General features: G+C 68.8%; 21 protein-coding genes. 10 read left to right on the top strand and 11 right to left on the bottom strand.

The genetic code is table 11. The features are described from left to right. The first annotated feature begins 1 nt into the window (after position 1). From HUA78_RS40045 to HUA78_RS40020, 6 genes are all read left to right on the top strand, one after another. Entirely contained in the window at positions 2-3,142 is a 3,141-nt protein-coding gene (locus tag HUA78_RS40045) for an efflux RND transporter permease subunit (RefSeq protein ID WP_174478611.1), read from the top strand. A 246-nt stretch (positions 3,143-3,388) separates the two neighbouring features. Next, positions 3,389-3,982 (top strand): peptidoglycan-binding protein, encoded by a 594-nt coding sequence (locus tag HUA78_RS40040; protein ID WP_174458643.1) that lies wholly within the window; start codon positions 3,389-3,391, stop codon positions 3,980-3,982. Between the two features lie 9 nt (positions 3,983-3,991). Further along, complete coding sequence (locus HUA78_RS40035) at positions 3,992-6,091, top strand: hypothetical protein (protein WP_174478610.1); 2,100 nt, start codon at positions 3,992-3,994, stop codon at positions 6,089-6,091. After that, entirely contained in the window at positions 6,088-7,668 is a 1,581-nt protein-coding gene (locus tag HUA78_RS40030; protein ID WP_174478609.1) for a hypothetical protein, read from the top strand. Before HUA78_RS40035 ends, HUA78_RS40030 begins: the two co-directional genes overlap by 4 nt. A 116-nt stretch (positions 7,669-7,784) precedes the next feature. After that, entirely contained in the window at positions 7,785-8,294 is a 510-nt protein-coding gene (locus HUA78_RS40025) for a cytochrome c-type biogenesis protein (RefSeq protein ID WP_174462659.1), read from the top strand. Between the two features lie 3 nt (positions 8,295-8,297). Further along, positions 8,298-9,272: a tetratricopeptide repeat protein gene (locus HUA78_RS40020; RefSeq protein ID WP_141648029.1), complete on the top strand. Its 975-nt coding sequence runs from the start codon at positions 8,298-8,300 to the stop codon at positions 9,270-9,272. A gap of 87 nt (positions 9,273-9,359) precedes the next feature. On the opposite strand, the gene HUA78_RS40015 is transcribed toward HUA78_RS40020, so the two are convergent. After that, the gene (locus HUA78_RS40015) at positions 9,360-9,932 is read right to left on the bottom strand and encodes a tRNA-uridine aminocarboxypropyltransferase (protein WP_141648028.1); all 573 of its coding nucleotides are present in this window, start codon (positions 9,930-9,932) and stop codon (positions 9,360-9,362) included. 404 nt (positions 9,933-10,336) lie between these two features. Between HUA78_RS40015 and HUA78_RS40010 the strand changes: the two genes are divergently transcribed. From HUA78_RS40010 to HUA78_RS40000, 3 genes are all read left to right on the top strand, one after another. Continuing rightward, positions 10,337-10,957, top strand: coding sequence for a DUF6310 domain-containing protein (locus tag HUA78_RS40010; RefSeq protein ID WP_371745777.1), 621 nt, complete (start codon positions 10,337-10,339; stop codon positions 10,955-10,957). A gap of 1 nt (position 10,958) precedes the next feature. Next, positions 10,959-11,714 carry a DUF5953 family protein gene (locus tag HUA78_RS40005; RefSeq protein WP_174478608.1) on the top strand — a complete coding sequence of 252 codons (756 nt, stop codon included), beginning with the start codon at positions 10,959-10,961 and terminating at the stop codon, positions 11,712-11,714. 111 nt (positions 11,715-11,825) lie between these two features. After that, entirely contained in the window at positions 11,826-13,505 is a 1,680-nt protein-coding gene (locus HUA78_RS40000) for a hypothetical protein (RefSeq protein ID WP_174478607.1), read from the top strand. 126 nt (positions 13,506-13,631) lie between these two features. Here HUA78_RS40000 and HUA78_RS39995 read toward each other — a convergent pair whose 3' ends face one another. From HUA78_RS39995 to HUA78_RS39955, 9 genes are all read right to left on the bottom strand, one after another. Next, positions 13,632-14,834 (bottom strand): GNAT family N-acetyltransferase, encoded by a 1,203-nt coding sequence (locus HUA78_RS39995; RefSeq protein WP_174467859.1) that lies wholly within the window; start codon positions 14,832-14,834, stop codon positions 13,632-13,634. Between the two features lie 52 nt (positions 14,835-14,886). After that, positions 14,887-16,065 carry a DegT/DnrJ/EryC1/StrS family aminotransferase gene (locus tag HUA78_RS39990; RefSeq protein ID WP_371745776.1) on the bottom strand — a complete coding sequence of 393 codons (1,179 nt, stop codon included), beginning with the start codon at positions 16,063-16,065 and terminating at the stop codon, positions 14,887-14,889. Then, positions 16,053-17,171, bottom strand: coding sequence for a GNAT family N-acetyltransferase (locus HUA78_RS39985; RefSeq protein ID WP_174478606.1), 1,119 nt, complete (start codon positions 17,169-17,171; stop codon positions 16,053-16,055). The genes HUA78_RS39990 and HUA78_RS39985 overlap by 13 nt, the downstream gene beginning before the upstream one ends. Before the next feature lie 35 nt (positions 17,172-17,206). Then, positions 17,207-18,298: a gluconeogenesis factor YvcK family protein gene (yvcK, locus tag HUA78_RS39980; protein WP_141648023.1), complete on the bottom strand. Its 1,092-nt coding sequence runs from the start codon at positions 18,296-18,298 to the stop codon at positions 17,207-17,209. Positions 18,299-18,393: 95 nt separating this feature from the next. After that, positions 18,394-19,761, bottom strand: coding sequence for a polyisoprenyl-phosphate hexose-1-phosphate transferase ExoE (gene exoE, locus HUA78_RS39975; protein ID WP_174458635.1), 1,368 nt, complete (start codon positions 19,759-19,761; stop codon positions 18,394-18,396). Positions 19,762-19,862: 101 nt separating this feature from the next. Then, the gene (locus HUA78_RS39970) at positions 19,863-20,603 is read right to left on the bottom strand and encodes a CpsD/CapB family tyrosine-protein kinase (RefSeq protein WP_141645315.1); all 741 of its coding nucleotides are present in this window, start codon (positions 20,601-20,603) and stop codon (positions 19,863-19,865) included. A 28-nt stretch (positions 20,604-20,631) separates the two neighbouring features. Further along, a complete protein-coding gene (locus HUA78_RS39965; RefSeq protein ID WP_174478605.1) occupies positions 20,632-22,041 on the bottom strand; it encodes a Wzz/FepE/Etk N-terminal domain-containing protein in 1,410 nt (469 codons plus the stop codon). A gap of 33 nt (positions 22,042-22,074) precedes the next feature. Continuing rightward, positions 22,075-23,226, bottom strand: a complete 1,152-nt coding sequence (locus HUA78_RS39960; RefSeq protein ID WP_174458633.1) for a hypothetical protein — start codon at positions 23,224-23,226, stop codon at positions 22,075-22,077. A gap of 65 nt (positions 23,227-23,291) precedes the next feature. After that, positions 23,292-23,864, bottom strand: coding sequence for a polysaccharide biosynthesis/export family protein (locus HUA78_RS39955; protein WP_174458632.1), 573 nt, complete (start codon positions 23,862-23,864; stop codon positions 23,292-23,294). A 379-nt stretch (positions 23,865-24,243) separates the two neighbouring features. Between HUA78_RS39955 and HUA78_RS39950 the strand changes: the two genes are divergently transcribed. Next, positions 24,244-24,441 (top strand): hypothetical protein, encoded by a 198-nt coding sequence (locus tag HUA78_RS39950; RefSeq protein WP_141645311.1) that lies wholly within the window; start codon positions 24,244-24,246, stop codon positions 24,439-24,441. A gap of 93 nt (positions 24,442-24,534) precedes the next feature. Here the strand turns inward: HUA78_RS39950 and HUA78_RS39945 are convergent, their stop codons facing one another. Further along, entirely contained in the window at positions 24,535-25,329 is a 795-nt protein-coding gene (locus tag HUA78_RS39945; protein ID WP_141645310.1) for an SDR family NAD(P)-dependent oxidoreductase, read from the bottom strand. Positions 25,330-25,331 lie beyond the last annotated feature (2 nt).

The following is a 25,331-nucleotide window of genomic DNA, read 5'->3' as shown; positions in this document are numbered from 1 at the left end:
CATGCTGACCCGAGTCATCGACTGGTCGCTGACGCATCGCGGAGCCGTCCTCGTCGGCACCCTGGCCCTCATCATCTCGGGGCTCTTGTCCTTCCGGGCGCTGCCCATCGACGCCATCCCGGACACGACACCCACGCAGGTGCAGGTCAACACCGTGGCCCCGGCCCTCACGCCTCTGGAGGTGGAGCGGCAGCTCACCATCCCCATCGAGCAATCACTGGCGGGCCTGCCCCGCGTCAGCGAGCTGCGCTCCATCTCCAAGTTCGGCCTGTCCCAGGTGACGCTCCAGTTCAGCGACGGCACGGACCTGTGGTTCGCACGGCAACAGGTGGCCGAGCGGCTCGGCCGCGTGGAAGTCCCAGCGGGCATCGAGCGCCCCTCGCTGGGGCCGGTGGCCACGGGACTGGGCGAGGTCTTCCACTACGTCGTCAAGAGCCGGACGAAGAGCCTGGAGGAGCTGCGCACCCTGCATGACGGCATCATCGCGCCGCGCCTGCGCAGCGTGCCCGGCGTCGCCGAGGTGAACGCCTGGGGCGGTGAGGAGAAGCAGTGGCACGTCGTGGTGGAGCCGCGCCGCTTGCAACAGTTCAACCTCTCCCTACAGGACGTCTACCGGGCGCTGAAGGAGAACAACGCGAACGTGGGCGGTGGCGTGGTGGAGCGCGGAGGCGCGGCGAGCCTCGTCCTCGGCGTGGGCATCCTGGAGAGCGGCAAGGCCGTCGAGGACGTCGTCGTCGCGGCGCATGACGGCGTGCCCGTGCGCATCCGAGATGTGGCCCGCGTGGAGGTGGGCCATGAAGTCCGCCGGGGAGCCACCACGGCGAATGGCGAAGGTGAGGCCGTCCTGGGCCTGGGCTTCATGCTGGTGGGAGAGAACTCCCACACGGTGACGAAGGCGCTGGCACAGCGACTCGAAGAGGTGAAGCGCGCCCTGCCCCAGGACCTCTCCGTGGAGCCCGTCTACGAGCGCACCGAGCTGGTGGACCTCGTGCTGCGCACGGTGCGCACCAACCTGATGGAAGGCGCGCTGCTCGTCATCGCCGTCCTCTTCCTGTTCCTGGGCAACTGGCGCGCGGGCCTCATCGTCGCGGCGGCGATTCCCCTTTCCCTGCTGTTTGCCTTCAACGCGATGCTGCAATTCGGCATCGCCGGCACCCTCATGTCGCTGGGAGCCATCGACTTCGGGCTCGTCGTCGACTCGTCCGTCATCCTCGTGGAGAACGCGGAGCGGCGGCTCGCCGAGGCCCGAGGGAGCCGGTCCCTCCTCGAAGTCGTGCGCGACGCCGCCGTCGAGGTGCGCGGGCCCACCCTCTTCGGTGAACTCATCATCCTGGTGGTGTACCTGCCCATCCTCGCGCTGGAGGGCGTGGAGGGAAGGCTGTTCCGCCCCATGGCGCTCACCGTCATCTTCGCCCTGCTGGGCAGCGCGCTGCTCTCCATGACGTTGATGCCGGTCCTGGCATCCTTCGCCTTGAGGCGCGGTGGAGGACAGCACCGCGAGCCGCGCCTCGTCACCTTCCTCAAGCGCCGCTACCAGCCCGTGCTCGATTGGGCCCTCCGTCACACCCGGGCAGTCCTCGTCGGCGCGGGGCTGCTCGTCGTGGGCGCGCTCATCGCCGCCACGCAGCTCGGCAGCGAGTTCGTCCCTCGCCTGTCCGAAGGCACGCTCGTCATCAACACCGTGCGACTGGCCGAGGTGTCCCTCACCGAATCCGTCCGTTACGGCACGCAGATAGAGAAGGTGCTCCTCACCCGTTTCCCCGATGAAGTGCGGCGCGTGTGGACGCGCACCGGCACGGCGGAGGTGGCCACGGACCCGATGGGCATCGAGCTGTCCGACGTCTTCATCACCCTCCAGCCACGGGACACCTGGAAGCGAGCCACGACGCAGGATGAACTGGTCGCGGAGATGAAGGCGGAGCTGGCGGACCTGCCCGGGATGCGCATGGCGTTCCTCCAGCCCATTGAGATGCGGGTCAACGAGATGATCGCCGGCGTGCGCGGCGACGTGGGCATCAAGCTCTTCGGGGACGACCTGGACGTGCTGAAGGCCAAGGCCCGTGAGCTGGAGGGCCTCGTCAAGGCCATCCCAGGCGCCGCCGACGTCACCGTGGAGCAGCTCACGGGCCAGCCCGTGCTGGAGGTGACGGTGGACCGGGAGGCCGTTGCCCGCCACGGCATCTCCACCCGCGCGGTGCTCGACATCGTGGAGGCGGTGGGAACCCGGAGCGTGGGCGAGGTGCGCGAGGGCGAGCGACGCTTCGACCTGGCCGTGCGGCTGTCCGAGGAGTACCGCGATGACCCGGCGAAGCTGGCCACGGTACCGGTGACGGCGCCCGGGGGAGCGCGTGTGCCGCTGGGGCGGTTGGCCCGCATCCGCGAGGTGTCCGGGCCCACCACGCTCCAGCGCGAGTGGGGCAAGCGCCGCATCGTCGTGCAGGCCAACGTGCGCGACCGGGACCTCGGCGGCTTCGTCGATGAAGTGCGCCGCACCCTGGACGAAAAGTTGGAGCTGCCCTCGGGCTACTACCTCCGCTTCGGCGGACAGTTCGAACACCTGGAGCGGGCACAGGCGCGCCTGCTCATCGTGGTGCCCCTGGCGCTGGCCCTCATCTTCCTCCTGCTCTACCTCACCTATCGGCGCGTGCTCGACGCCGTGCGCATCTTCGCGGGCGTGCCCTTCGCCCTGGTGGGCGGCGTGCTCGCGCTCCTGCTTCGGGGCCTGCCCTTCTCCATCTCCGCCGCCGTGGGCTTCATCGCCCTCTCCGGCGTATCGGTGCTGGGAGACATGGTGCTCGTCTCACGCGTGCGCGCCCTGCTCGATGAAGGCCACGCGTTGAGCGAAGCCCTCCGCGAAGCGGCCCTCTCACGCTTGAGACCGGTGCTGATGACAGCCGCCGTGGCCGCCATCGGGTTCCTGCCCATGGCGCTCAACACGGGCGTGGGAGCGGAGGTCCAACGGCCTCTCGCCACCGTCGTCATCGGCGGAGTCATCTCCTCCACCCTGCTCACCCTGGTGGTGCTGCCGGTCCTCTACGCCGTGTTCGGAGCCGGGCGGCAACGGCCCCCGCACCCACGGGAAGAAGCCCCCCCGCCACCCGCGGAGGCCCTTCTCGACGCTCACAAATCAGCGGCGGGTTGACCCACCTGCTCGGGCACCTCTCCCCTTGGGACACGACCGCGTCGAGCAGCGATCACTCGCCCTACCCACCAGGCCAGGACCGCGTCACCTCCATGACCTGACAGGTTCGGCGGGTTTCACCCAACCGACAGAATTGTGGATTCCTCACTGTCACTCGATTCCGGGTTCAGGAGCACTGCGCTTATTTTGGCGTCAACGGCATCACGGTGACGGCACCTGGGCGAGTCGAAGCACGGGGGACGCGGCATGGTCAGTCCGAGGACGGCACCGATCCGGACAGGCAACACGAGCACCTTCACGCTGAAGCAACGACGCCTGCACATCATCCTGTTGGACCCGAGGGAACAGCCCTACGCGGGACGTGAGTACGTCCTCCGAGTGGGACGCACCGAGCACTGCGGCACGACAGCCTCCGATGGCTCGCTCTCCCACGAGGTCCCCGGCCTCGCCACCGGTGAGCTGCTGTTGCACCTGCCTCCGCCCGACCCGGGCCCCGACGAGCCTCCGCCCCCCGTGGCCACACGCCCCGGCCAGCCTCCCCGATATCCCCCGTCCATCGTCGCCAGCGACTTCATGGACACGCACGCCTCGGTGGAGCCCTCACCCGACCTGCTGAGCTGGGCGCTGCACCTCGAATCCCCCGCGACCTTCGACGCCGACGCGATGACGGCCGCCCAGGAACGACTGCACAACCTGGGCTTCCTCATCGAAGGCGAGCGCGGCGCTCCCGGGCCCCGCACTCGCGCCGCGGTGCGCGCCTTCCAGCGCCACCATGGACTCGCGGAAACAGGTCAGCTCGCGGACGTGCAACGCGAGCTGATTCGCCGTCACGACACGTGAGCCCCCGCCATGGCACGCCTCGCTCTCTCGGCCCATGTCGCGCTCACTCCTCCCAGTGGACGCAATCGCAACCGGCTTCGTCTCGCCAGCTTTGGCGTCACGGACTTCCGGCTCTCCATCCCCGGCGGCGCGACCTCCCGCTTCCATCGCCCGGGACTCCGCACACGCACCACCGAGGCTCCCGAAGATGACTTCCACTTCGTGCCCGAAGTGGAGCCCGCGGAGCTGACCTATCGGCTCTCCAATGACGCCCACCTCGTGCGCGTCGGTCGCCTGGAGCTGTTCACCCGCCACGCGAAGAAGCCCCTGTGGACCCGGGACCTGACCGCCGAGGAGCTCACGGGCGGCGAGCACCGCCTGCCCTGGGGCGGCACCGTCACCGCGTGCGAGGCCTTTCCCGATGGCGTCGTCACCGTGGAGCACTCGCCCTACAAGCTCAAGCTGACACTCCAGGGCGCGGGCCTCCCGGAGTGCCCAGTCGCCTGGACGTTCTTCCATGTCCTGGTGGATGGGATTGAGCTGGAGCTGGGTGACTCCCGCGTGCTCACGCGACAACGGGACCGCGACGTGGCGACGGCGCTCGGGCGGCTTCCGTCCGACGGAGAGCGGGCGGAGATTCGACTCGTCAGCAACCTCTTCAAGACACGCATCGAGGAGATGAGCGACGACACGGACGTCCGGCAATACCGCCGCGCGTGGGGCATGGGGCCCGATGTCCCCATCTTCGCCCGCGCCTGGCTCAAGGACTCACAGAACCGTCGCGTCGACGCGCCCCGCGCGCTCGGAAGGGTCCGCTTCCTCTGGGACTGGGAGGACGAAGCCGAGGACCTCACCCAGCACCCGCCCGTAGCCCGCGCCTACCTGGAGCACGCGCTGGCACGGCAATGCCAGACCTCACGCCCCAAGGGAGACAACGCGCACCGCGACGTGGGCGGAAAGCGCGGCCAGCCCTCCGCGGCGGTCTTCCCTCGGCAGACCGGTTACACCCCTCAGGCCGAGCCCCGGGACGGAGCGTTCCCCTTCCGCGTCGTGCCGTGTTCGAAGCGCAAGTGGGCGGCGTACAGCCTGCCGTGGACTTGCGGCGCCTTCGCGGGGCGAACGGGCGTGGTGTTCCAACCCTCGCGCATCGCGGGTGATGCCTGGCGCGTGACAGTGCAGCTTGCCTACGACAAGCGGAAGGACGGCGGCGTCGTGCTGGACGTCGAGGACGAGGCCCCCCTCCCCGCCTCCATCCAGGCCCGCACCGGCATCTTCGAGTCCTGGCGCGAGGTCCACATCTCCCGCGTGCTACGCAAGCACCCGAGCGTCACCAGCGTCTGCATCGCCGACCTCCAGCAACACTTCGCGCGTGCCTTTCTTCGACTGGAAGACCGCAGCGGCGGTGTCACCGCCATGGACGCGGCCACCTACAACTCACGCATCGCCCGAGCCGTCGCTGCCCTGTCGCCGGAGGTCCGCGCCGCCATCGACCCCTCCGTGGACCAATACGCTGCGGGCCCGCATGCCCTCACTTTTCGCACCTACCCGAACTTTCTCGACGAAGTGAAGCGGCTGCGCGGAGGTGGGCGCGCCACCGCTTCTCTCTGGCTCGATTCCGGCAAGGTCGCGAGTAGGGACAACAAGGAACACAGGTACCATCGTCTCTGTAAGGACTGGGCCAAGAGCATCCTCGTCACGGCCTTCGACGAGCCCACCGGCGGCACGCCGGGCATCGTGCTCCTGCAGTTCAATGGCCTCTACAATCTCGAAACAGAACCTGGGAGCAGTCGCGTCAATGGATTCTCCCAGGAGTTTCCCTCGAAGGACCGCGCTCGCTGCGCCGTCGTGCAATGCGGAACCGCGAGGAACTACAGCGGCGGCGCCAACTCGCTCGTGCAGACCATCGCCCACGAGGTGGGCCATCAGCTCTTCCTTCCCCATGCCCCCTTCCCGGTCCACCGGGTGCCCACCGGCGCGAGGACTGAACAGCATGACCAGGACGGGAGCGATTGTCTGATGGGTTACGACTTCTCCGTGGAACGACGGTTCTGTGGCATGTGCCTGCTACGACTCCGGGGCTGGAACAAACAGGCGCTGAGCAGCATCGGAAGTCGGAACGCCCGGCCATGAGCCCAATTCTCCTGGCCTGCCACGCGGTCCTCGTGTCGCTGACGCTCGCGAGCACGCCCCCTCGCCCCACCCCGAGTCCTTCCAAGCCGACTGGAGGTCCCTCCGTGCGCATCCAGATCAACCTGCCCCAGGAGCGCTTCACCGCCATCGAGGACCGCATCCCGCGCGTCACCGTGCGCAACGAGGGCCCATCTCCGGTGGAGCTGGCGGACCCCTTCCGGAACGCAGATGACACGCTCACGTACACGCTCACGGGCCCGGAGTATCCCCAGGGCCGCAGCGCCAACGCGCGCGAGTTCACCCTTCGCAATCCAGACCACGCCGTCTCCCCCGACGCCGCCCCGCGCGTGAGGCTCGGCGTGGGACAGGCGCTCGAGTCCGTGCTGGAGCTGCACGAGTGGCTTCCCGTCACCCGTCCCGGACGCTATCGCCTGGAGGCGCGGCTGGAGCAGCCGGCGCTCTCGGTGGAGTCGACGCCCGTCGAGTTCGAGATCGTCGCGTCGACCTCGGGTCCCGCGTCCTTGGGCTTCGACGTGGCGGCCAGGTATCGCAGCAGCGTCTTCGCCACGTGGTTCCAGGAGATTGAGGGCCGGCCGATGCTCGTCGCGGGCGTCTATGCGGACGCGACGGACGACAGTGAGTGGGGCGTGCGGTGGAGTCCCGCGACCATCCTCGGCCCTGTCGAGCCCGGCTCCAGAGACGCCCTGGCGCCGTGGACCAACAACACACAGGGCGCGCCGTGTGTCGACTGGGTGGTCTGGCGCAAGGGCGCCTCGGTGATGGCCCTGGCGGAGCCCGCAACCACCGAGCATCCGTTTCGCATGGACCTGGAGGCGCCCCCCGAGTCCCTGGTGCGTCCGCCCCTCCAGACAGCCGCCGGTGAGCTGTTCATTCCCTTCATCGCCGCGGGCGGGAGGGAGCTTCGGCTCCTCCGCTTCCAGTCCACCCTCGATTCGACGGAGGTCACCCCCGGCCGCGAGGTGGGGCGCGTGCGGCTGCCAGGAAAACCCATCGCCTCGCGCGCCACCATCCAGCCCGACTCCCTGGGAGACGCCATCAGCGTGGTGCTCGTCGAGGACACGGCCGAAGGACTGGACCTGCACCATGTGCGCAGCCGTGCCGGAGGTGGGCTCACCCGCGTCGCCAGCACCCGCCTGCCTGGGCTCAGAGCGCTTCCCAGCTCGGAGCCCGGGCTGTGGATGGACCCGGCGGGCAGGCTGAACGTCGCGGTGCTCGCCGCGTCACTGAAGCACCCACGCCGGGCCATGCTCGCGCAGGTGCGCTACCGGGCGGATGGGAGGTTGGAGTCGCCCCCTCGGGTGAAGGCCTTGGCGGAGCTCCCCGCGGTACCTCGCGCGGCCATCGCCCGGCACCATCCGGAGGACCTGAGCAAGGGCGAGTTGTTCTGGGCCATCCTGCTGGTGGATGGGCGGATGGTGACCTCCTCCACGAAGAATGGAGGCCCGATAACGCCCCGTCATCCGGTGGCCCTGCCGCTCGAGCTCTATCCGGCCCGGGACACGTACGTGCTCACCGTGGACCCCGTGCTCGGACCTTCCTTCGAGCCCCTGCGCTGACACCGTGACGGATGCCCACCTACAGCCCGGGCGGCGGGGCGGGCGTCCGGCGCTCAGGTTTCACTGTCCAACACGGGCCCGGTAGAGCTAGGTAGAGACGGCTCCCGGGAGTTCCGATGACCGCCGCCCTGCTTTCCCTGACCCTTGCATTCGGCCTCATCACCGGCCAGTTCGCGCCCCAGCAGGCGGCGAGCGAGCCTCTCGCGCCCGAACTCGAGGTCCGCGTCCAGCAGCTCGGCAAGACGTTGCGCTGCGCGGTGTGCCAGGGCCTCTCCATCTCCGACAGCCCGTCCTCCATGGCGCGCGCGCAGCTCGACATGGTCCGCGAGCTGGTCTCCGAGGGGAAGAACGACCAGGAAGTCGTCGACTTCTTCGTGTCGCGTTACGGAGAGTGGGTGCTGCTGGAGCCCAAGGCGGAGGGCTTCAACTGGTTCGTCTGGCTGGGCCCCGTCGCGCTCCTCATGGTGGGCGGGTTCGTCATCTGGCGACAGGTCCAGCAAGGACCGCCCCCGCAGGCCACGGCGGCCACGCCGGCCACTGCTTCCGCGCCCACTCCGGGCACCCCTTCCGCGGCGGATGACGCCGACCCCTACCTCCAGGCCGTGCGCCGGGAGCTGGAGCGCTAAGCCATGCAGCAACAGCCGACCAACTGGTTGCCCGGTATCATCGTCCTCGCCGTGGCCTTCATCGCCGCCGCCGCGTGGCTGCTCTTCATGCGTCGCAAGGGCGCGCTCACCACGCCCGAGCCCAAGGACGGCGTGCTCGACGACCTGGGCCAGCGCGCGCAGTCGCTCATCGACCAGCTGCGCACCCTGGAGGCGGACAAGCACAACCTGGCCGCCGAGCAGTACGCCGCGGAGAAGTCCCGCCTGGAGCACGAGGCCGCCGCGGCCTTTCGCGCCAAGGACGAGCACCTCAAGCGCAAGGCGTCCAGTGGGGAGCCGCGCGCCCGGACGCAGCAGGCGCCCGCGCCCACCGGATGGTCGGCGCGCAATCCGCAGTTGTCTGGCGCGCTGTGGGGCGCCGGCATCGTCCTGTTCTTCGGAGGACTGGGCTACCTGCTCGTCTCCGAACAGCAGGCGCGCACCGACGGGCAGGAGGCCACCGGCCGCATGCCTCCGGGCGCCCCCGGGCAGGGGCAGGCGCCGCAGCAGGGCGGCATGGGCGCGCAGCAGCCGGAAGGCGCGGAGATGGAGGAGGCGCGCGCCCGGCTGGAGGCCAATCCGTTCGACCTGGACTCCGCGTCCATGCTCAGCCACGAGTTGATCCGTCGTCAGCAGTTCGACGAGGCCGCGACGGTGACGGCCAAGGGCCTGGCGGTGGACCCGTTCCACGTCGAGCTGCGCGTGCACCGGGGCGTGCTGCGCGCCACTCGAGGGGACATGGAGGGCGCCGAGGCGGAGCTGACCGAGCTGGTCAACACGTGGCCCGACGCGCAGGAGGCGCTCATCTTCCTGGGCAGCCTCGCGCTGCGCCGCGACGACAAGCTCAAGGCGCTGGAGCACTTCGAGCGGTTCTCCGTCGAGGTGCCGCGCAACATGCAGCCTCCGCAGCTCCTGCCCGCGATTGCCCAGCTGCGCTCCGAGGTGGCCGCGGTTCCGTGATGGGTCCGGGCTTCCACTCTGGAAGCCCGCGTGGTCCACACAGTTGTCGAGACGGGTCCGTGAGTGGACGGGCCCTGTGCGACGGAGTCAGTTGAGCGTGCCGCACTCGGCGATGCGCTGAACTCGCAGCGCGGCCAGTCGCTCCAGCGCCGCCGCGGCCTCGGGTCCTTCCAGCATCGCCACCGCGCGGGCAATCGCGTCGAGGGTGGACATCCCGGACGGATGCGTGGGCTCGCGGAGCATGAGCATTCCGGACTCGGGTGGAGGGAGGACGAGTCTTGGAAGCGTCCGGAGGACGGGGATGCGTTGAGACATCCGCCGAGCCTGGGACCAGCTCCCGTCCAGCACCACGAGCTGTCGGGGCGCGGGGGCATCCGGCGGTGCGGCGGGGCCGTCTGGGAAGAGCATCCAGGTGCCCGGCTCGGAGAGGACCGACGTGTCGAAGGACTCATCCGGCGCGCCGTAGGTGAGCAGCTTCGCGTTCGACAGCGCGAGCGCGGCCACCCGTCCGGTGTTGCTCTTCTTCCATGTCTCCACGATGTGCTGGAGCAGGACGATGCGGGTGCGCGTCGCAACCTGGGGAATCTCTGCGCACAGGCACAGGTGCTGCGGGAGGTTGCAGCGCTGACAACGGGGCCGACGAAAGACGGGGACAGACATCCTCCTGCATCCTGTTCCGCGAGCCCCTGGAAGAGAAGCGCTTGTTCTGATTCCGGTGGGGTGTTCACGCCAGAGCAGGCAAGCTTTGCCCCGTGGGGCCCTGACTTGATTGAAAGGACGTGGCGATGCGTTCCCGCACATGCAGCGCGCTCCTGCTCGTTCTCACAGCCTGCGCTACCGCCACCCCCATCCCAGAGGCGACTTCCGCTCGGAGCCCAAGGCTCGCGAACCTCCGGCGAGCGGCGACGCTTCCATGGAGCGACGGAGGAAGGTGCGTCGTCCAGGAGGCTGACCTCCCCTGGCCCATGGTGGTGGACCGGTGCTTTGATTCTCTCGACCATGAACGGATCCGGTTCAGGGATCCGACGGGAAGATGCGCTGTCGCCTCCGCTGGTGCGGTCGTCATGGGCGTGGGCGTCTGCATCCTGGCCGCACCTGAGATTCTGGTTGGAGCGGTGATCATCACGGGCGCGGTGGTCGTCGCCGTCGCCATCAAGGGGGCGTTGGATGCGTATGAGCTACGACACCCCTATCCCGATGAAACGGGCCACGCGCCTGAGACGAAGCCCCTGGCGAAACCACGGCTTGAACCGGAGCCAGCGGCGCAGGACTGGCTACCGCCCCTTCCGCCTGATCTCCCAGAGGGAGAGCGCAGCCGCAGGTGTGAGCCTCGACGGGTGAATCACCGTGGCGGCAATGACCCGCACAACCAATGCGCTGACAAGGTTCCGAACAACAGCTTCCCCGGATGGGATGTGTTCGTGAACGGCAAGAATTTCGACGCCCTGCAATTGGCCAGGCGCACGCTCTGGGAGGTCAAGACCGACAACTTCGACACGTACAGCGCCTTTCTCCAAGGTCGGGTGATCAAGGATCAGGTGGCGGAGATGCGGCTTGAGCGTGGCCTCGCGCTGGCCTGCCGGTTTGACTTCCGGGTGGGTGTGCGCAGCGAAGCACATCAGGAAGCGTTAGAAGAAGCGGCCCCGGACCTCAAGGGCTTTATCGTCGTCATGGACTGGTGCTGAGATGACAGCCAAGCGAGAAATGACCCTCATCGTCTATGCACCTGCGCTCATGGGTGACGACAACCGTCCTGTGACCGTGGTTCAGGGGATGGAGCGTGCATTCCCTGGTTTGCGCCTGGATTGGAAGGTCTCGGAAGACGGGTGCCCCATCGCATTGCCGCAACGCGACGCATGGCTCAAGGAAGAGGCAAAAGACGGGGGGTTCCCGCTCCTGTGCAACGGTGACGAGAGTTCCCCTGTGATGATTTCGGGGATGGAGATACCCGCGGGCCTCTCTCCAGGGGGGCACGCACAATTCGAGGTCCGTGCGGATCTGCCCCACGACGCAGCAGGGATTGTGTCGGCCGCGAATGTGCTAGCGGCGGTGGCGGAAAGCGCACGCGCGCATTGGGGACATGTCACACCATTCAGGGCAAGCCTGGACATCGCGCGCCAGACAAGGAATAGGGCAGACGACCTGGACCCGCCTCCCCGCGGCCTGCCGGTGATCGCGTCCCCGGGTGCCATGGGCTCGCCTGAGATTCCCCATCGCCTGGGTTGGCTGAACTATTGGTCGGCGGCTGCCGCATGCACCATCGGATTCCCGGACCCTTCCCGTGACGCGGAGCTGCTTTCACGGGCGCGGCCCACCGCGACGGGCGGCTGGGTTGTGCAGCTCACCGACGAGCCGCTCAATCTCGACAACCCCTCGCATCTCGACGCGCTGCTACGCGCCTATGAGCGCTTTCCGGTGGTCGGCGGTCGCGCCACTTCCTGAGCCGTAGTGCGCACCCTCTCCCGCTGTTACTGGCTGAGCCGTTGCATTCGCGCCCTGTCACAGTGTTACATCGTGACCGCAGTGCAGCACCGTGACTGAAGAGGGGGAGACATGTCGACTCGTATCTCGAAGGACGCATCGCCCGTCGCGAATGTCGCGGCGGAGCAGGCCCGTCGTGCCGCGGAGGAAGCCGCGCGGCGTGCGGCGGAAGAAGCGGCCCGGCGCATGTTGGAAGAACTCACGAGGCTCGCCGCCCAGGCCGCGAGCCTGGACGCCAAGAAGCCCGACTCATTCAAGACCGCGCAACCCCAGACGCGAGGCCCTGACCTCGCGACCGATGGAACCTCCGCGCCCGGCACCTCGCTCGCGAGCGAGAACGCGAAGGACGGCCGGGTGAACTGCCTGGACGCGGTCGCGGACTTCCTGTCGCTGGCGCCCGCCGTCATCCGCGCACGCTCGGAGGTCCTCTTCCTGAAGGACAGCCGCCCCGGCGCCGAGGGCGCCACGGGCCATGTCGTCATCCGCCAGGGCAACAACATCTACGACCCCACGACGCGCGAATGGACCGCGTCGGAGACGTACCTGAAGCAGCACCCCGAATACTCCATCGCGGGCTCCGTGCCGGGGAGCACGGTGAACACGATTCTCTCCGCGCCCCCAGGCCCGGAGCGCGAGGCCGCGCTGGCCCGGGCGAACCTTCCACCGGAGATCGCGAACATGGTGGTGGCGGACACGGGCACCTCGCTCCCCGTCCCCGCCTGGCTCGAACAAGGCGGCCCTCCGCCATGGCTGCACGGCGCCTGGCACCATCTGGATGCCACGGCCCAGGCGAGCGTCCTGAACGGCATCCGTGAGAATTGGAGCCAGCACGTCGAGGACATGGCCCCCGCGTGGATTCGCGACCCGTCCCTGTCTCCTCCACCCCTGACGGAGGACTGGAGCGAGCTGTCGCCGGAAGAGCAGCGCGCGACGGCCGAAGAGCACTGGGCCACGCTGGTCGAGGAAGAGATGTCCCTTTACTTCGGGCCCCTGCCTGAAACCGGCGTGGCGGCGGAGACGCCTCTCATCGGCACCTCACGCGGGTGGCCCTGGGGCGAAGGCAGCGTCGGCGAGTGGGCCGCGAACCACTCCGCGGGACAAGACCCCATCGCCCAGTACCTGAACATCGGCGCCATCCTCAACGGCGAGGGCAAGGACTACACCCACGGCAACCTGTGCGGAGAGCTGTCCGCCCTCTCCGTCATGGGGATGGAGCTCGTGGACGGCCTCACCCGCTTCGCCAACCTCGGCTCCGATTACCGAGGCATCCTGAGCAACGGCGAGATGCTGACGAACTCCACCCACCTGGAGACCTTCCTGGCCAGCGAGGGCTGGAGAATCGTCGGTCAGCAGGCGGGCTCCGAGAACGACCCGACCATGACGGACCTGGACGGCAACTTCAGCGCCACCAACACGTACAACAACAACCACGCGCAGAACCCCACGCCCGAGGCCGCGCAACGCATCCTCGACGACGGCGGCGCATTGATGGTCCTCGTCAACATCGACGGCGCCGACAACGGAATGCTGGAGTCGGTGCGCACCTCGGACCAGGACATCACCCACTGGGTGAGCGTGGTCGACATCACCGAGAACGCCCAGGGACAGACGTACGTACGCGTCTACAATCCCTATCAGAACCGCGAGGAGGTCTACTCGTGGGCGGACTTCAAGGCGGCCTGGCAGAGCCCCAGTGAGTCGGGCTTCACGTACGTCGCCGCGATGCCGCCCGACGCAACCAGCACGCCCTGAGCGAAAGGCCGCGAGCGAAAGGGCGCGCGGCCATTCACGCCGCCGCCCTCTTCTGCTCGCATCGGACGCCCGCCTCCGGCCTCGCCCTACGCACGATGCCGGTCGCCTGGCCTCACCGCGACGTCCTCAATCCACCGCGGCACGGCGACGCCGGAACCGGCGCACCTTCTCCACCCACGTGCCCGGCATCACCTGCTTCGCCGCGTTGCGCCCCTTGCGCGCCAGCTCCTCCGCCCGGGTGAACCAGGCCCCCGCGCGCGTCCCGCTGTGCACGCGCACGGACACCGTGCGCCGCTGCTTCGACACCCAGTCGGACTTGTACGTCTCGGTGCCGCGCAGGAAGTCGTACTCGGTGAGCCCGGCCTCCATCGCGTCCTTGAACGTCTCGCCCACCAGCACCAGGCCCACGCTGCGGTTGCGCAACTCCGGGTCATACCCGGACTGGAAGTACACGAAGCGGTCCCCGTGCACGATGCCGTACACCGAAGCCACGGCCCGGCCGCCCACCTTCATCGTGTACAGCCGCAGCCGTCCCCGCTCCGCGAGCAATTGCGTCGCGTCCCGGTGGAACGACTCCACACCCGTGCCCTTGATGCCCTGCGAGCCACCGTCCTCCGCCCACCGCGCCGAGTGCAGCCGGAAGAAGTCCGTCATCGGCCCGGCCAGCTCACCCGGCGCCTCGGTGCGCTCGATGCGGTAGCCGTCCTGCTTCTCCAGCCACTTGCGCCGCCGCAGGTAGTTGTCACGCCGACCCGTGCGCTTGAGGAACGCGTCGAACGGCTCGCGCGGGTCCAACACGTCGTACGGACACACGTACCGCTCCGACAGCCGCACGTCCTGTCCGGAGAAGGCCGCGCGCAGCACGTCCACCGTGACGGAGTCCTCGCGCAGGTCCGTCAAATCCAGCACGTCCCACTCCTCGCGCAGCGCCACCAGCATCCGCGCGAAGGCCCCCGCCACCTCACGCTCCGCGCCCCGCCGGGCCACGACGTCCAGGTAGTCACTGCCCACGTGCGTCTCGCCCAGGAAGCCCAGGCGCCGCACCCGCGCACCCGTCACCCGACGCGTCTCCAACCCCAGCGGCAACAGCCCCACCAGCGTCCCCGCCGCGTCTCGCGCCGTCAGGACCAAGGGCCTCCGCCCCGGTTCGATGCGCCGGCACCACGGATACAACCACTCCCATGAATTGAAGGGCCCCGCGTGGCTCGAATCCAGCAGCGAATCCCACTCCGCGCGCATTCCCGCCAGCGCGGACAGACTGCCCACGGCGCTCACGTCCAGCCGCTGCGCGGCGCGCGGCCCCTGCCTCAGCTCGTCCTCGCGAATCACCGTCCCGCCTCCTCGGAGGGGAGAACCGCCCCTCCCATCCCCGCAGACCCACTCATCCCGCGCGCTTCTTCGACCGCTTCTCCGCTCGCACCGCGTCGCGCACCACCAGCGCCACGTCCGCCATCACCTCCGGCGACAGGTCCTGGTGACACGGAATCTCCACGATGCTGCGCCGCAACTGCGCCACCTCGGGGAACGCCCCCGCGTCGCACGCCGGATGGAAGCGCTTCCAGAAGTCGATGGCATCGATGCCCTTCGCCCTCAGCCGCGCGAGCACCTCCGCCTTCTCCTGCACCACCATCGGGAAGAAGAGTGGACACGCGCCGGGCGGCAACTGGTTGAACAGCGGCGGCACCACGTCCCGCAGCCGGCCCAGCAGGTAGAAGTAGTTGCGTCGCCGTTTCTCGACGATGGACTCCAAATCCTGCGCCAGGGCGATCCGCTTCGTCAGCGGGCTCATGCCCAGGTCCACATGCTTGCGGTCGAAGTGCTGCGTACCCGTGGCCACGCGCTCGATGCTCGCCGCCTTCACCGTGCCGTGCCCCAGCGTGCGGACGAAGCCCCGCAGCGTGCGCCCCGCCACCCCGCCGCGCAGCTCCAGATTCTGCAGCAGCGCGGACACCGTGTGACTGAAGGTCGACGCGGACGGCGGCGACGGAGGCTCCGGCAGGCTGTAGGAGCGCGGCCCGTTCACCACCAGCGCGCCACCGTTCGGCACGGGCAGCGTCTTGTAGAGACAGTAGATGCCCACGTCCCCCGTCGTCCCGAGCGGCACCGAGCCATCCGACGACAGGAGCGACAGCGCGCAGTCCTCAATCAGCACCAGCCCGTGCTGGTCCGCCAGCTTGCGCATCTCTTCCACCGGGCCCGGGAAGCCCGCGTAGTGCGTCAGGTACAGCGCCTTCGTCTTCGGACCGATGCGCCGCGCCACGTCCTCCAGGTCCACGTCCCACCGGCTGCCCACCCGGTAGAAGCGCGGCGTGGCGCCCGCGTCCACCAGCGCCTCCACCTCCACGCCATGGTGGTACGACGGCATCAGGACTTCGCCCTTGTCCAACCCCAGCATCTTCACCGTGAGCCACACGGCGTTGCGGGCGAAGTAGAAGTAGCGGACGTTGGGGGACGAGAACGGCGGCAGTGCTCCGGGCCGGGGCTTGGACAGCAACATGCCAGGCCACAGCGTGGGCAGGGACGGCACGAACATCTTGCCCGGGGGAGTCATCGCTTCCATTTCGCCACCACCTCTTTCACCGCCGGGCTCCACCGGAACTTGGCCGCGCACAGCGCCCGGCCGAAGGCGGAGTCGTTGAAGATGTAGAGCCACGTGTGGCGCCGGACCTGGTCGGTCCAGTCGCGCTTCCACACCATGTCCGGCCCCAGGAAATCGAACGCGCGCAGGCCCCGGTCGATGCAGGCCCCCACCACTTCCTCCATCAGGAGCTGGCCCGGGCTGCACTCGCGCAGCGCCTCGTCGTAGCCAGGCTTCAAGAGGAAGTAGCGCCCGCCGTCTTCCAGGCCGTAGTGGAAGGCCACCGGCCGGCCATCCAGCCGCAGGAAGTACAGCGCCAGCTTCTTGCGGTAGGCCGCGTCGCGCCCCAGCTCCGTGTAGAAGCCGCGCGTCGCCGCGTCCTGCGCCATGGCCGTGCCGCGCTCGCCCTTCCAGCCGCTCTGCTCCAGCAGGAAGCCGTCCTCCAGCGTCCGCTCCAAATCGAGCCCGCCCTCCACCCGCTCGAAGGTGACGCGGCCCTTCTCCTCCAGCTTGCGACGCCGACGCCGGCAGTTCGCCTTGAACTTCGCCTGGAGCGACGCCTGGTACTTCTCCCGCGTGGCGGGCAGCGGAATGTACGGAGACTGGAGCGACTCCCACGCGCCCACGGGCATGTCCGCGCTGCGGGCCGCCGCGTGCAGTCGCCACGCCGAGCCCCCATCCGGCACGTCCGTCAAACGCAGCACGTCCCACCCGCCCCGCCGTCGCAGGTGCGAGAGGAACAGGGCCGCGGCGACCTCCGGCTCGCGGGCCAGCAGGTCAAAGCGACACGAGTGCGCATTGGCCGCGCCGGAGAGCTGACGCACGGGCACGCCGTACAGCGTGGTGCGCTCCTCCCACATCGGCAGCGCCGCGCTCAACTGGCCGTCCGCGTCCCGCAGCGTCAGCACGCGCAGGCGCGCGCCGGGGGCGAAGTTGTCCAGCCAGATGCGCAGGAACTCGTGCCGGTAGAACACCTCGCCGGACGTCGCCTCCACCAGCGCGTTCCACTCCGACTCCAGGGCCATGAAGGCCGCACGGTCGTCGACTTCGACGACGCGCGGCCCGGGGTTGCTCAGGGTTGCTTCCATGTTCGGGCGCCCAAGGTGGTGATGGGAAGGCGTGGCTACAAGCCGCTGCGCGCCATCTTCAACAGGCAGGCGGCGACCTTGCGGCTGTCGTGTCGGATCCTCGACCCATCCTTGAGGAGGTCGGCCCGCACCGGCACCACCCCCGCGGCGATGAGCTCGCGAGTGTCCACGTCGACGGGGAACGAGCCCCGCCGCCCGTACCGCCGCATGGCGTCCGGCGCCGGCAGCGTGCCGTTCACCAGCACCGCGTCCAGCACGGGGCCCACGTGCTCTCGCACCGCCTGCACGTGGTCCAGGCACGACATGCCGTCCGTCTCCCCCGGCTGCGTCATCAGGTTGGCCACCATGACCTTGAGCGCGCGCGTCTCCTTCAGCGCCTGGGCCACGCCGTCCACCAGCAGATTGGGCAAGAGGCTCGAGTACAGCGAGCCCGGGCCAATCGCCACCAGGTCCGCGGTGTAGATGGCCTCCAGCAGGCCCTCCACCGGAGGCGGCGAGCGCGGGCTGAGCGTCACCTTGCGCACCCTCCCCTGCGCCCGGCAGATGTTGCGCTCGCCGACGACCTCCGTGTCGTCATGCATCTGCGCCACCAGTTGCACGGAGGCCAGCGTGGACGGCAGCACCGTGCCGCGCGCGCCCAGCAGCTCGCCGGACATGCGCACCGCCTCCATGAAGTCGCCCTTGAGCTCCGCCAGCGCGGCGATGAGCAGGTTGCCCACCGCGTGACCGGCCAGTCCGCGCGCCCCACCGAAGCGGAACTGGAACACTTCCTTCAGCGCGCTGCGCCCTCCGGCCAGCGCCACCAGGCAATTTCGGATGTCACCCGGAGGCAGCGCGCCGTGCAGCCTGCGCAGGCGGCCAGAGCTGCCCCCGTCGTCGCTCATCGCCACCACGGCGGTGATGTCCACGCCCGGGTCGCCCGGCTTGGGCGCCGAGCGCTTCGCCAGGCCGCGCAGCACCATGGGAAGCCCCGTGCCGCCGCCAATGGCGACGATGCGCGTGGGCCGCTGCAAGTGCGGCTGCATCAGCTCGTTGCGGTCCGTCTCCCGTTCACGCTCACGCTCCCTGCGAGCACGGGCCTCCTCCCACGACTCCGGGAGCTGCGAATCCATGTCCATCCCCACCATGACCCAACCCCCATCCACGACGCCCAAACCCGCCACCCCTGGCGAGTCCCCGCCCGACCTTCCCTCCCTCGAGGGAAGGCCGACGAGAGGTGTGCCTACCGAGCTCCACGCCCGAGCAAAACATGCCTCACGGTGTGGAAAATGATGCCCACGTCCAGGAACAGCGAGCCGTTCTTCACGTAGTACAGGTCGAACTCCAGCTTGTTGCGCGCATCCTCCACGGAGGCTCCGTAGGGGTAGCGAATCTGGGCCCAGCCCGTCAGGCCCGGCTTCACTGCCTCACGCAGTCCGTAGAAGGGAATCTGCTGCTTGAGTTGCTCGACAAACACGGGCCGCTCCGGACGCGGACCCACGAAGCTCATCTCCCCCATCAACACGTTGAACACCTGGGGAATCTCGTCGATTCGCGTGCGCCGGATGAACTTGCCCACCCGGGTGACACGGTCATCGTTCGCACGAGCCCACACCGCGCCGTTCTTCTCCGCGTCCGTCCGCATGCTGCGGAACTTCCACAGGTAGTACGTCACGCCTCCCAGCCCCGTGCGCTCCTGTCGGTAGAAGACAGGCCCCTTCGAATCCAGCTTGATGGCCACCGCCACCAGAAGCAGGAAGGGTGCCGACAACGCCAGGAGCAGCGACGCCACCGCCAGGTCGAAGGCCCGCTTCAGCGCCCGCCGCAACGGAGACACCGTCAGCTCGTCCGCGAAGGCGAAGTCGCTCGCCCGGAGGAACTGCACCGGAATCCGCCGCAGCACCCGCTCGCAGAAGCCCGTCGCGTCATAAACGCGGCGGCCTTGCAGCCGACAGCTCAGCAGTGAGTCCACCCAGTTGGCCCCGCGCATGTCGTCAGCAGCCTGCACGACATATGCCGCGCCCATGCGGGCCGCCATCTGCTCCAGGGGTTCCTCCGTGGTGCGTGGGTCCACCAGCGCGACGACGCGGTAGCTGCCCTCGCCGCCCGCTTCGATGGCGGTCGCCACCGCGCGGGCCTTGAGGCCATCACCGACGATGAGCACCGCGTGCGGCGCCCCCACCAGCGCGCGAATGGACACCCGGACGACCAGCGTGCCCGCGAGCGCCCCCATGGCTCCACCGAGCAGCGCGCCAGGAGGCAGCGCGACGGGCAGCACCAGCGGGGCCACCAGCATCACCCCACCGGTCACCATCGCCGTGACACCCGCGGCCTTCAGGAAGCGGTAGCCCCGCGCCCGGTCCTCCGCGGCGACGCGCAAGTCATACAAATCCAACAGGTACAGCGTGAACTGGAACGTGACCACGAAGGCCGCGCCCAGGCCCAGCAGCGTGGGCCACAGCGCCGTGAGCGGCGGCCGTGTCCCAGCAGGCGCGAAGAGTGCCGCACAGGCCGCCGCGCCCATCACGCAGGCCAGTGCGATCGCCGAGCTCTCGGCGAGGAAGAACGTCAGCTTCTTGGCAGAAAAATAGTGGTGAAAAACCCGGAGCACGTGCCCCTCCAACCAACCCGCCCGACTCACGACCCGCCCCCTCGACTCGTCACCTCCGCCCCACTCCCGTCACCGGGACGCGGGGCGGAGGCTACCGCCCTCTACTTCTGCTTCTCGTAGTTCTTCAGGTACGGCGTCGCATGCACCTCCGCGCCGTTGAGCACGCACCCCAACACGGGCGCCCCGGCCAGCTGCTCCACCGCCTGGTGCACCGTCTTGCCCGGCGTCACGTTGGCGCGGATGACCATCAGCACCCCGTCCACCTGGTGACCCAGGATGGCCGCGTCCGCGAACGGCAGCGTCGGCGGCAGGTCGATGTACACCTCGTCGAAGCCCTCACGCACCGCCTTGAGGAACTGCTTCATCCGAGGGCTGGCCAGCACCTGCGAGGGCTCCTCCGGCGCGGTGCCGGCGGGGATGAGGGCCAGGCGCGTGGCCGCGAAGCGACGCACCACGTCCCGCACCTCCACCTCGCCGGACAACAGCTCCGCCAGGCCCGTCTTGTTGCGCACCCCCAGCGTGGCCGCCACACCGCCGCGCCGCAGGTCCGCGTCCACCAGCAGGATGCGCCGGTCCGGATTCGCCCGGGCCGCCGCCATCGCCAGGTTGACGCTCGTCACCGTCTTGCCCTCGCCGGGCATCGCGGAGGTCAGCGCCACCACCTTCATGGGGCGCAGCTCCCGCATCCGCTCCAGCCGGTAATACAGGCTGCGGTACTGCTCCGCCGCCGCCGAGGCCGGCGCGGTCAGCGTCACCACCCGCCGGTCCACCGCGTTCGGGTTCGTCGAGTTCTCATCCACCCGCGGGAGGAAGTTGCCCGCCCGCTCCATCGTCTGGTCCATGTTCGGTTTCCGTCCTTTCCTTTGGGTGTCAGTTCAAAGAGGTGGGGGAGGACACGTTGTTGCGTCCGCCCTGGGACGGCATCAGCACGCGCCGCTCCGTCTTGCCCTGCATGTCCGGCACCACCGCCAACACCGGCAGCGTCAGGCGCTGGCGCACTTCCGAGCCATCGCGCAGGCTGTCGTCACGCATCTCCAGCACCGCGCCCGTGAGGATGCCCAGGCCCAGCGCCACCAGCAGGGCAATCACCAGCCCCGTCATCCGGTCCGGCCTCGCCGCCGTCACCGGCACACCCGCGGGGGAGATGACGTTGAACAGGCTCTTGGAGCTCTTGGCCTCCAGCTCCTGGGCAATCTCCGCCTCCACCTTGCGGCTCACCACGCTCTGGTACTTGGTGCGCGCGATTTCGTAGTCGCGGTTCATCACCCCCAGCTCGTGCGCCCACTTCGGCGTGTTGTTCAGCCGGGCCTGGTACGCCTCCGCCTTGCCCTGCAGGTCGACGATGTCCTTCTGGATGGCCTCGATGAGCGATGCCACCCGGCCGCGCTCGGCACGCTCCGCCCACAGGCGGCCTTCGGCCTCCTTGCGGCGCGTCGTCATCCCGTCCAGTTCGGACTGCATGCGCTTGATCTCCGGGTGGTCCTCCGTCCACGTCGTCCGTGCATTCACCAGGGCCCGCGTCAGCCCGCTCTCCGCCGACTCCAGGCGACCGGCCTCGCTGTCCACCGCGTTGCGAGCCCGCGCCAGGTCCGAGCGGCGCGCTTCCGCCACGCGCAGCTCCTCCGACTTCGTCTGCAGCTCGTGCGACACGCGCTCGAGCCCTCGCATGTTCATCTCCATCTGCTCGGGCAGCTCGCCCAGGTGGTCCACCTTGAACTGGGAAATCTTTCGCTCCCAGTTGGAGACCGCCTTGCCCATGCTGCCCATTTCCTCGGTGAAGAGGTCCGTGGCACGCGCCGCCTGCGCCTGGCGCAGCTTCAGCGTCTCCTCGGAGAAGATGGTCGGCAGCCGGTTGGCCACCTGCGAGGCCACCTGCGGGTCGCGGTTGGTGTAGGTGATTTCGAACGCCGTCTCACCCTCCACGCGCACCTGCAGGTCCTTGCGCATCTGCGCAACCGCCGTCTCCATGCCCTTCTCGGACACGATGTCCGGATAGAGGTTCATTTCCTCGATGGCCTTCTGGAGCACGGGGCGTGCCATGAGCTCCTGGCGCACCGTGAGCAGCCTTTGCTCGATGAGCTCGCTCACCGTGCGCTGCACCATTTCCTCCCCTGGCCGCTGCGGCTCCACGCGGACCACCGCCGACGCTTCGTACATGCTCGGCCGCGTCATCACGATGGCCGCTCCCACCGCGAATACCGCTGCTGTGATGGCTCCCACCAACGCCTTGCGGCGCCAGAGAGAGGCCAACAGCTGGTCCGCCGTCATCCCACGCTCCATGATCCGCTCCTCCACCAACCCACTCACGTGTTGTCACCACGCCGTCACGATGAGACGGACAGCGAAAACGTTGCGCGTCAGATCTCCCGCAGCGCCCGCCGACTCCGCCACGCCCACCTGGGCAATCCGGTCCACCGCTCCCTGAGCCGCCACCTGGCGGCTGAAGCGGTACTCCACCCCTGCACCTACCGCGTACCCCTGGGAAACCAGGGGGGTGCTGCCAAACGTCGTCCAGTCCCGCGAGGGCGCTCGCCCGTTGCGGAAGAAGCTGGCCGCTCCAAACGCCGAGAACTGGTGGTCGAACCGCCGCGCCAGCATCAGCGACGCGTAGTCCGCCCACAGCGCGGTGGCGAAACCGCTGGCGCCGACCAGGTCGTGCCCCACGGCGAAGCCCAGGTCGAACAGCTCACCCTCGCGCGCCAGCTCCACATTCACGCGAGGAACCCACCCGCCCTCCTGCCCGTCCGGCGCCAGGTAGCGCACCGGTCCACCGCGAACGATGAGCGTGGTGGGCCGCGTCAGGCGATAGCGCAACGTGCCCGCCACGCCATGCGCCTGGGACAGGGAGTTGTCGTAATAGAAGCCCTGGTAGCGGTACTCCACGCCCAGGGTCAGCCGGCGCGTGGTGCGGTACATCACCTCCAGGGACGGCGTGTGGGCATAGCCCGGCTCCTGGCCGCTCTCGAGGATGCGCACCACTTCGATTCCGTAACCCACGCGCACGTCCACCCGCTCCGACGCGCGCGCGGTGAGTCCCAACCGGGCCTGCGTGAAGAACGTGGGTGACGTCGAGCGGGCCAGACCATCGCGAGGCAGCGAGGTGGGGTCCGTGACGCGGAAGACGCGCACGTTCGTGTCCACCCGGAGCCGCCGCGACAACAGGTGCCGCAGCTCCAGTGCCCCGCGGTGGTCCAACGTCACCTTGCCGGAGCCGTGCCGCATCAGCACGTCCGCGCCGTAGTAGCCGTTGAGGTTCAGCCGTTCGTCCCTGCCCTCGACCCCCAGGCGCGGCGACAGCTTCGTCATCAGCTGGCCGCCCGTGGCGCCCGCGCCCAGGCGCAGGTCGTCGTCGTAGCGTTCCTCGGCGGCGATTCTCAGCCGAGGCTCCCACACGGTCGCCGCCGGTACGGCCGGCGCGGTGAGCATGAGGCCCGTCAGCAGCCACTTCTTCCAGTCGCCCTTCACCGTCGTCCTCCCTCGCCTACGCCACCCACCGTCCATGGACCCCTCACTCGACTTCCGACGACGCTTCACGGCACGACGATGGTGTCACCGGGCCGAAGCATGACGTCCTGGCTCCCGTCGGGAGAGATGAGGTCGCTGTAGCGCACCGGAATCTGCCCGCCGTTGCCGTCGCTGCGGATGACGACGATGCCATCCGAGTTGGCGAAGTCGGTGAAGCCGCCCGCCAGGGCGATGGCCTGGATGAGCGACACGCGGCCGCGCAGCGGATAGGCGCCCGGATGCGTGACTTCGCCGGTGACGAACACGCGGCTGCTGTTGACCTCGCGGACAATCACAGTCACGCGCGGCTCCTGCACATACGGCTGGAAGCTGCTCTTCAACGCCTCGGCCAGCTCCGTCGGCGTCTTGCCCGCGGCCAGCACCTCGCCCACCATCGGCATGGAGATGTAGCCGTCGGGGCGAACCGGCAGCGTGCGAGACAGCTCCGCGTCGCGCCACACCGCGACGTCCAGCACATCCTCCCGTCCAATGCGGTAAGGCTGCTCGGCGTTGTCCACCTTCACCGCAGGCTGGTGCGCACACCCGCCCAGGAGCATCACCCCCAACACCGTCCAGAACCCCGCGCTCGTCTTGCCCATCGTCCTCTCCCTCGTCGCTGCGGATGTCTCTTGGAGTCCCGCACCCGCGGAACTCGTCCCGTCCTACCCGGCGCGGTTGCCATAGCAGCGGGTGTGCCATGCAGCCCTGGGAGGGAAAACCCATGGATCGTCGTGGGTTACGAAATGCCCAGCGATTCGACCTCCCGCGGTCCGGGAAGAATTACTGGCATCGGACGGGGGGATGGCCCGGTGTTTTCGACAGTCTCCCTCCTGTTGATGGAAGACATTTTCCCACTGCGGGGCACGTGGCTTCTCATTCCGCACCGTGTGTGCGCGGCACGCGAATTGAAGTCTGTTGAGGGAGAGGAGTTTTGGTTCCACAACGGGCCCCTGGGCCCGGCAGACAGGGAGCGAGCGGATGAGGAAGGCAGCGGGGGCGGTGGCGGCGGCGTTCGCGATGGGAACCGGAGTGATGACGTGGATGGGCGTCGCCTTCGCGGCCCAGACGGAAGCGGCGGCGCTCGGGGTGATGGGGCTGGCCCTCTACGCGAGCAGCGCGCTGTTGAGCGGCAAGACGGCCGAGGACACGACGCGAGGCATGGCGAACCAGGCCTGACGCCTCGACACGAGATATCAGTAGAAGGCCCGATGCCCGCGAGGACATCGGGCCTTTTGTTTTTCAGACGTCAACCCCGTCCGGGGGACGTGCTCAAGGAATGGCGCGCACCACTCCGCCATCCACGCGCAGCGCCGAGCCGTTGATGCCCGACGCCTGAGGGCTGCACACGAAGGCCACCAGCGAGGCGACCTCGTCCGTGCGCGCGAAGCGCTGGAGCAGCGACGACGGCCGCGCGCTCTTGAAGAACTCGCGCTCCACCGTGGCCACGTCCACGCCCTGCTGCTTCGACAAGCTCTTGAGGAACTCCTCCACGCCTTCCGAACGCGTGGGCCCCGGGAGGATGGAGTTCGAGGTGATGTTCGTCCCGGACAGGCCCTCCGCGATTCCGCGCGCCAGGGCAATCTGCGCCGTCTTCGTGACGCCGTAGTGAATCATCTCCACGGGAATCTGCACGCCGGACTCGCTGGAGATGAAGACGATGCGGCCCCAGTTCTTCTCGCGCATGCCCTTGAGGTAGTGCCGGCTGAGCCGCACGCCGCTCATCACGTTGACGTCGAAGATGTTCAGCCAGTCCTCGTCGGAGATGGCCTCGAAGGGCTTGGGCTCGAACACGCCCAGGTTGTTGACCAGGATGTCCACATGGGGAACGGCCTTGACCATCAGCGCCGCGCCCTCGCTCGTGCCCAGGTCTCCCGGAACTCCGCGCAGCTTCGCGTCCGGCTGCTTGCGGCGGACCTCCGCGATGGCCGCGTCCACGCGCTCCTTCGTGCGTCCATTGACGATGACCTCCGCGCCCTCCCGGGCCAGGGCCTCCACGATGGACAGGCCAATGCCCGCCGTGGAGCCGCTCACCAGCGCAACCTTGTTCTTCAGATCCAGGTCCATTC

This window comes from Myxococcus sp. CA033 (genome assembly GCF_013336625.1).
In the GTDB taxonomy this organism is placed as follows: Bacteria; Myxococcota; Myxococcia; order Myxococcales; family Myxococcaceae; genus Myxococcus; species Myxococcus llanfairpwllgwyngyllgogerychwyrndrobwllllantysiliogogogochensis.
Note: the sequence above shows the minus strand (reverse complement) of the source record. Positions and strands in the feature narration are given on the sequence as shown.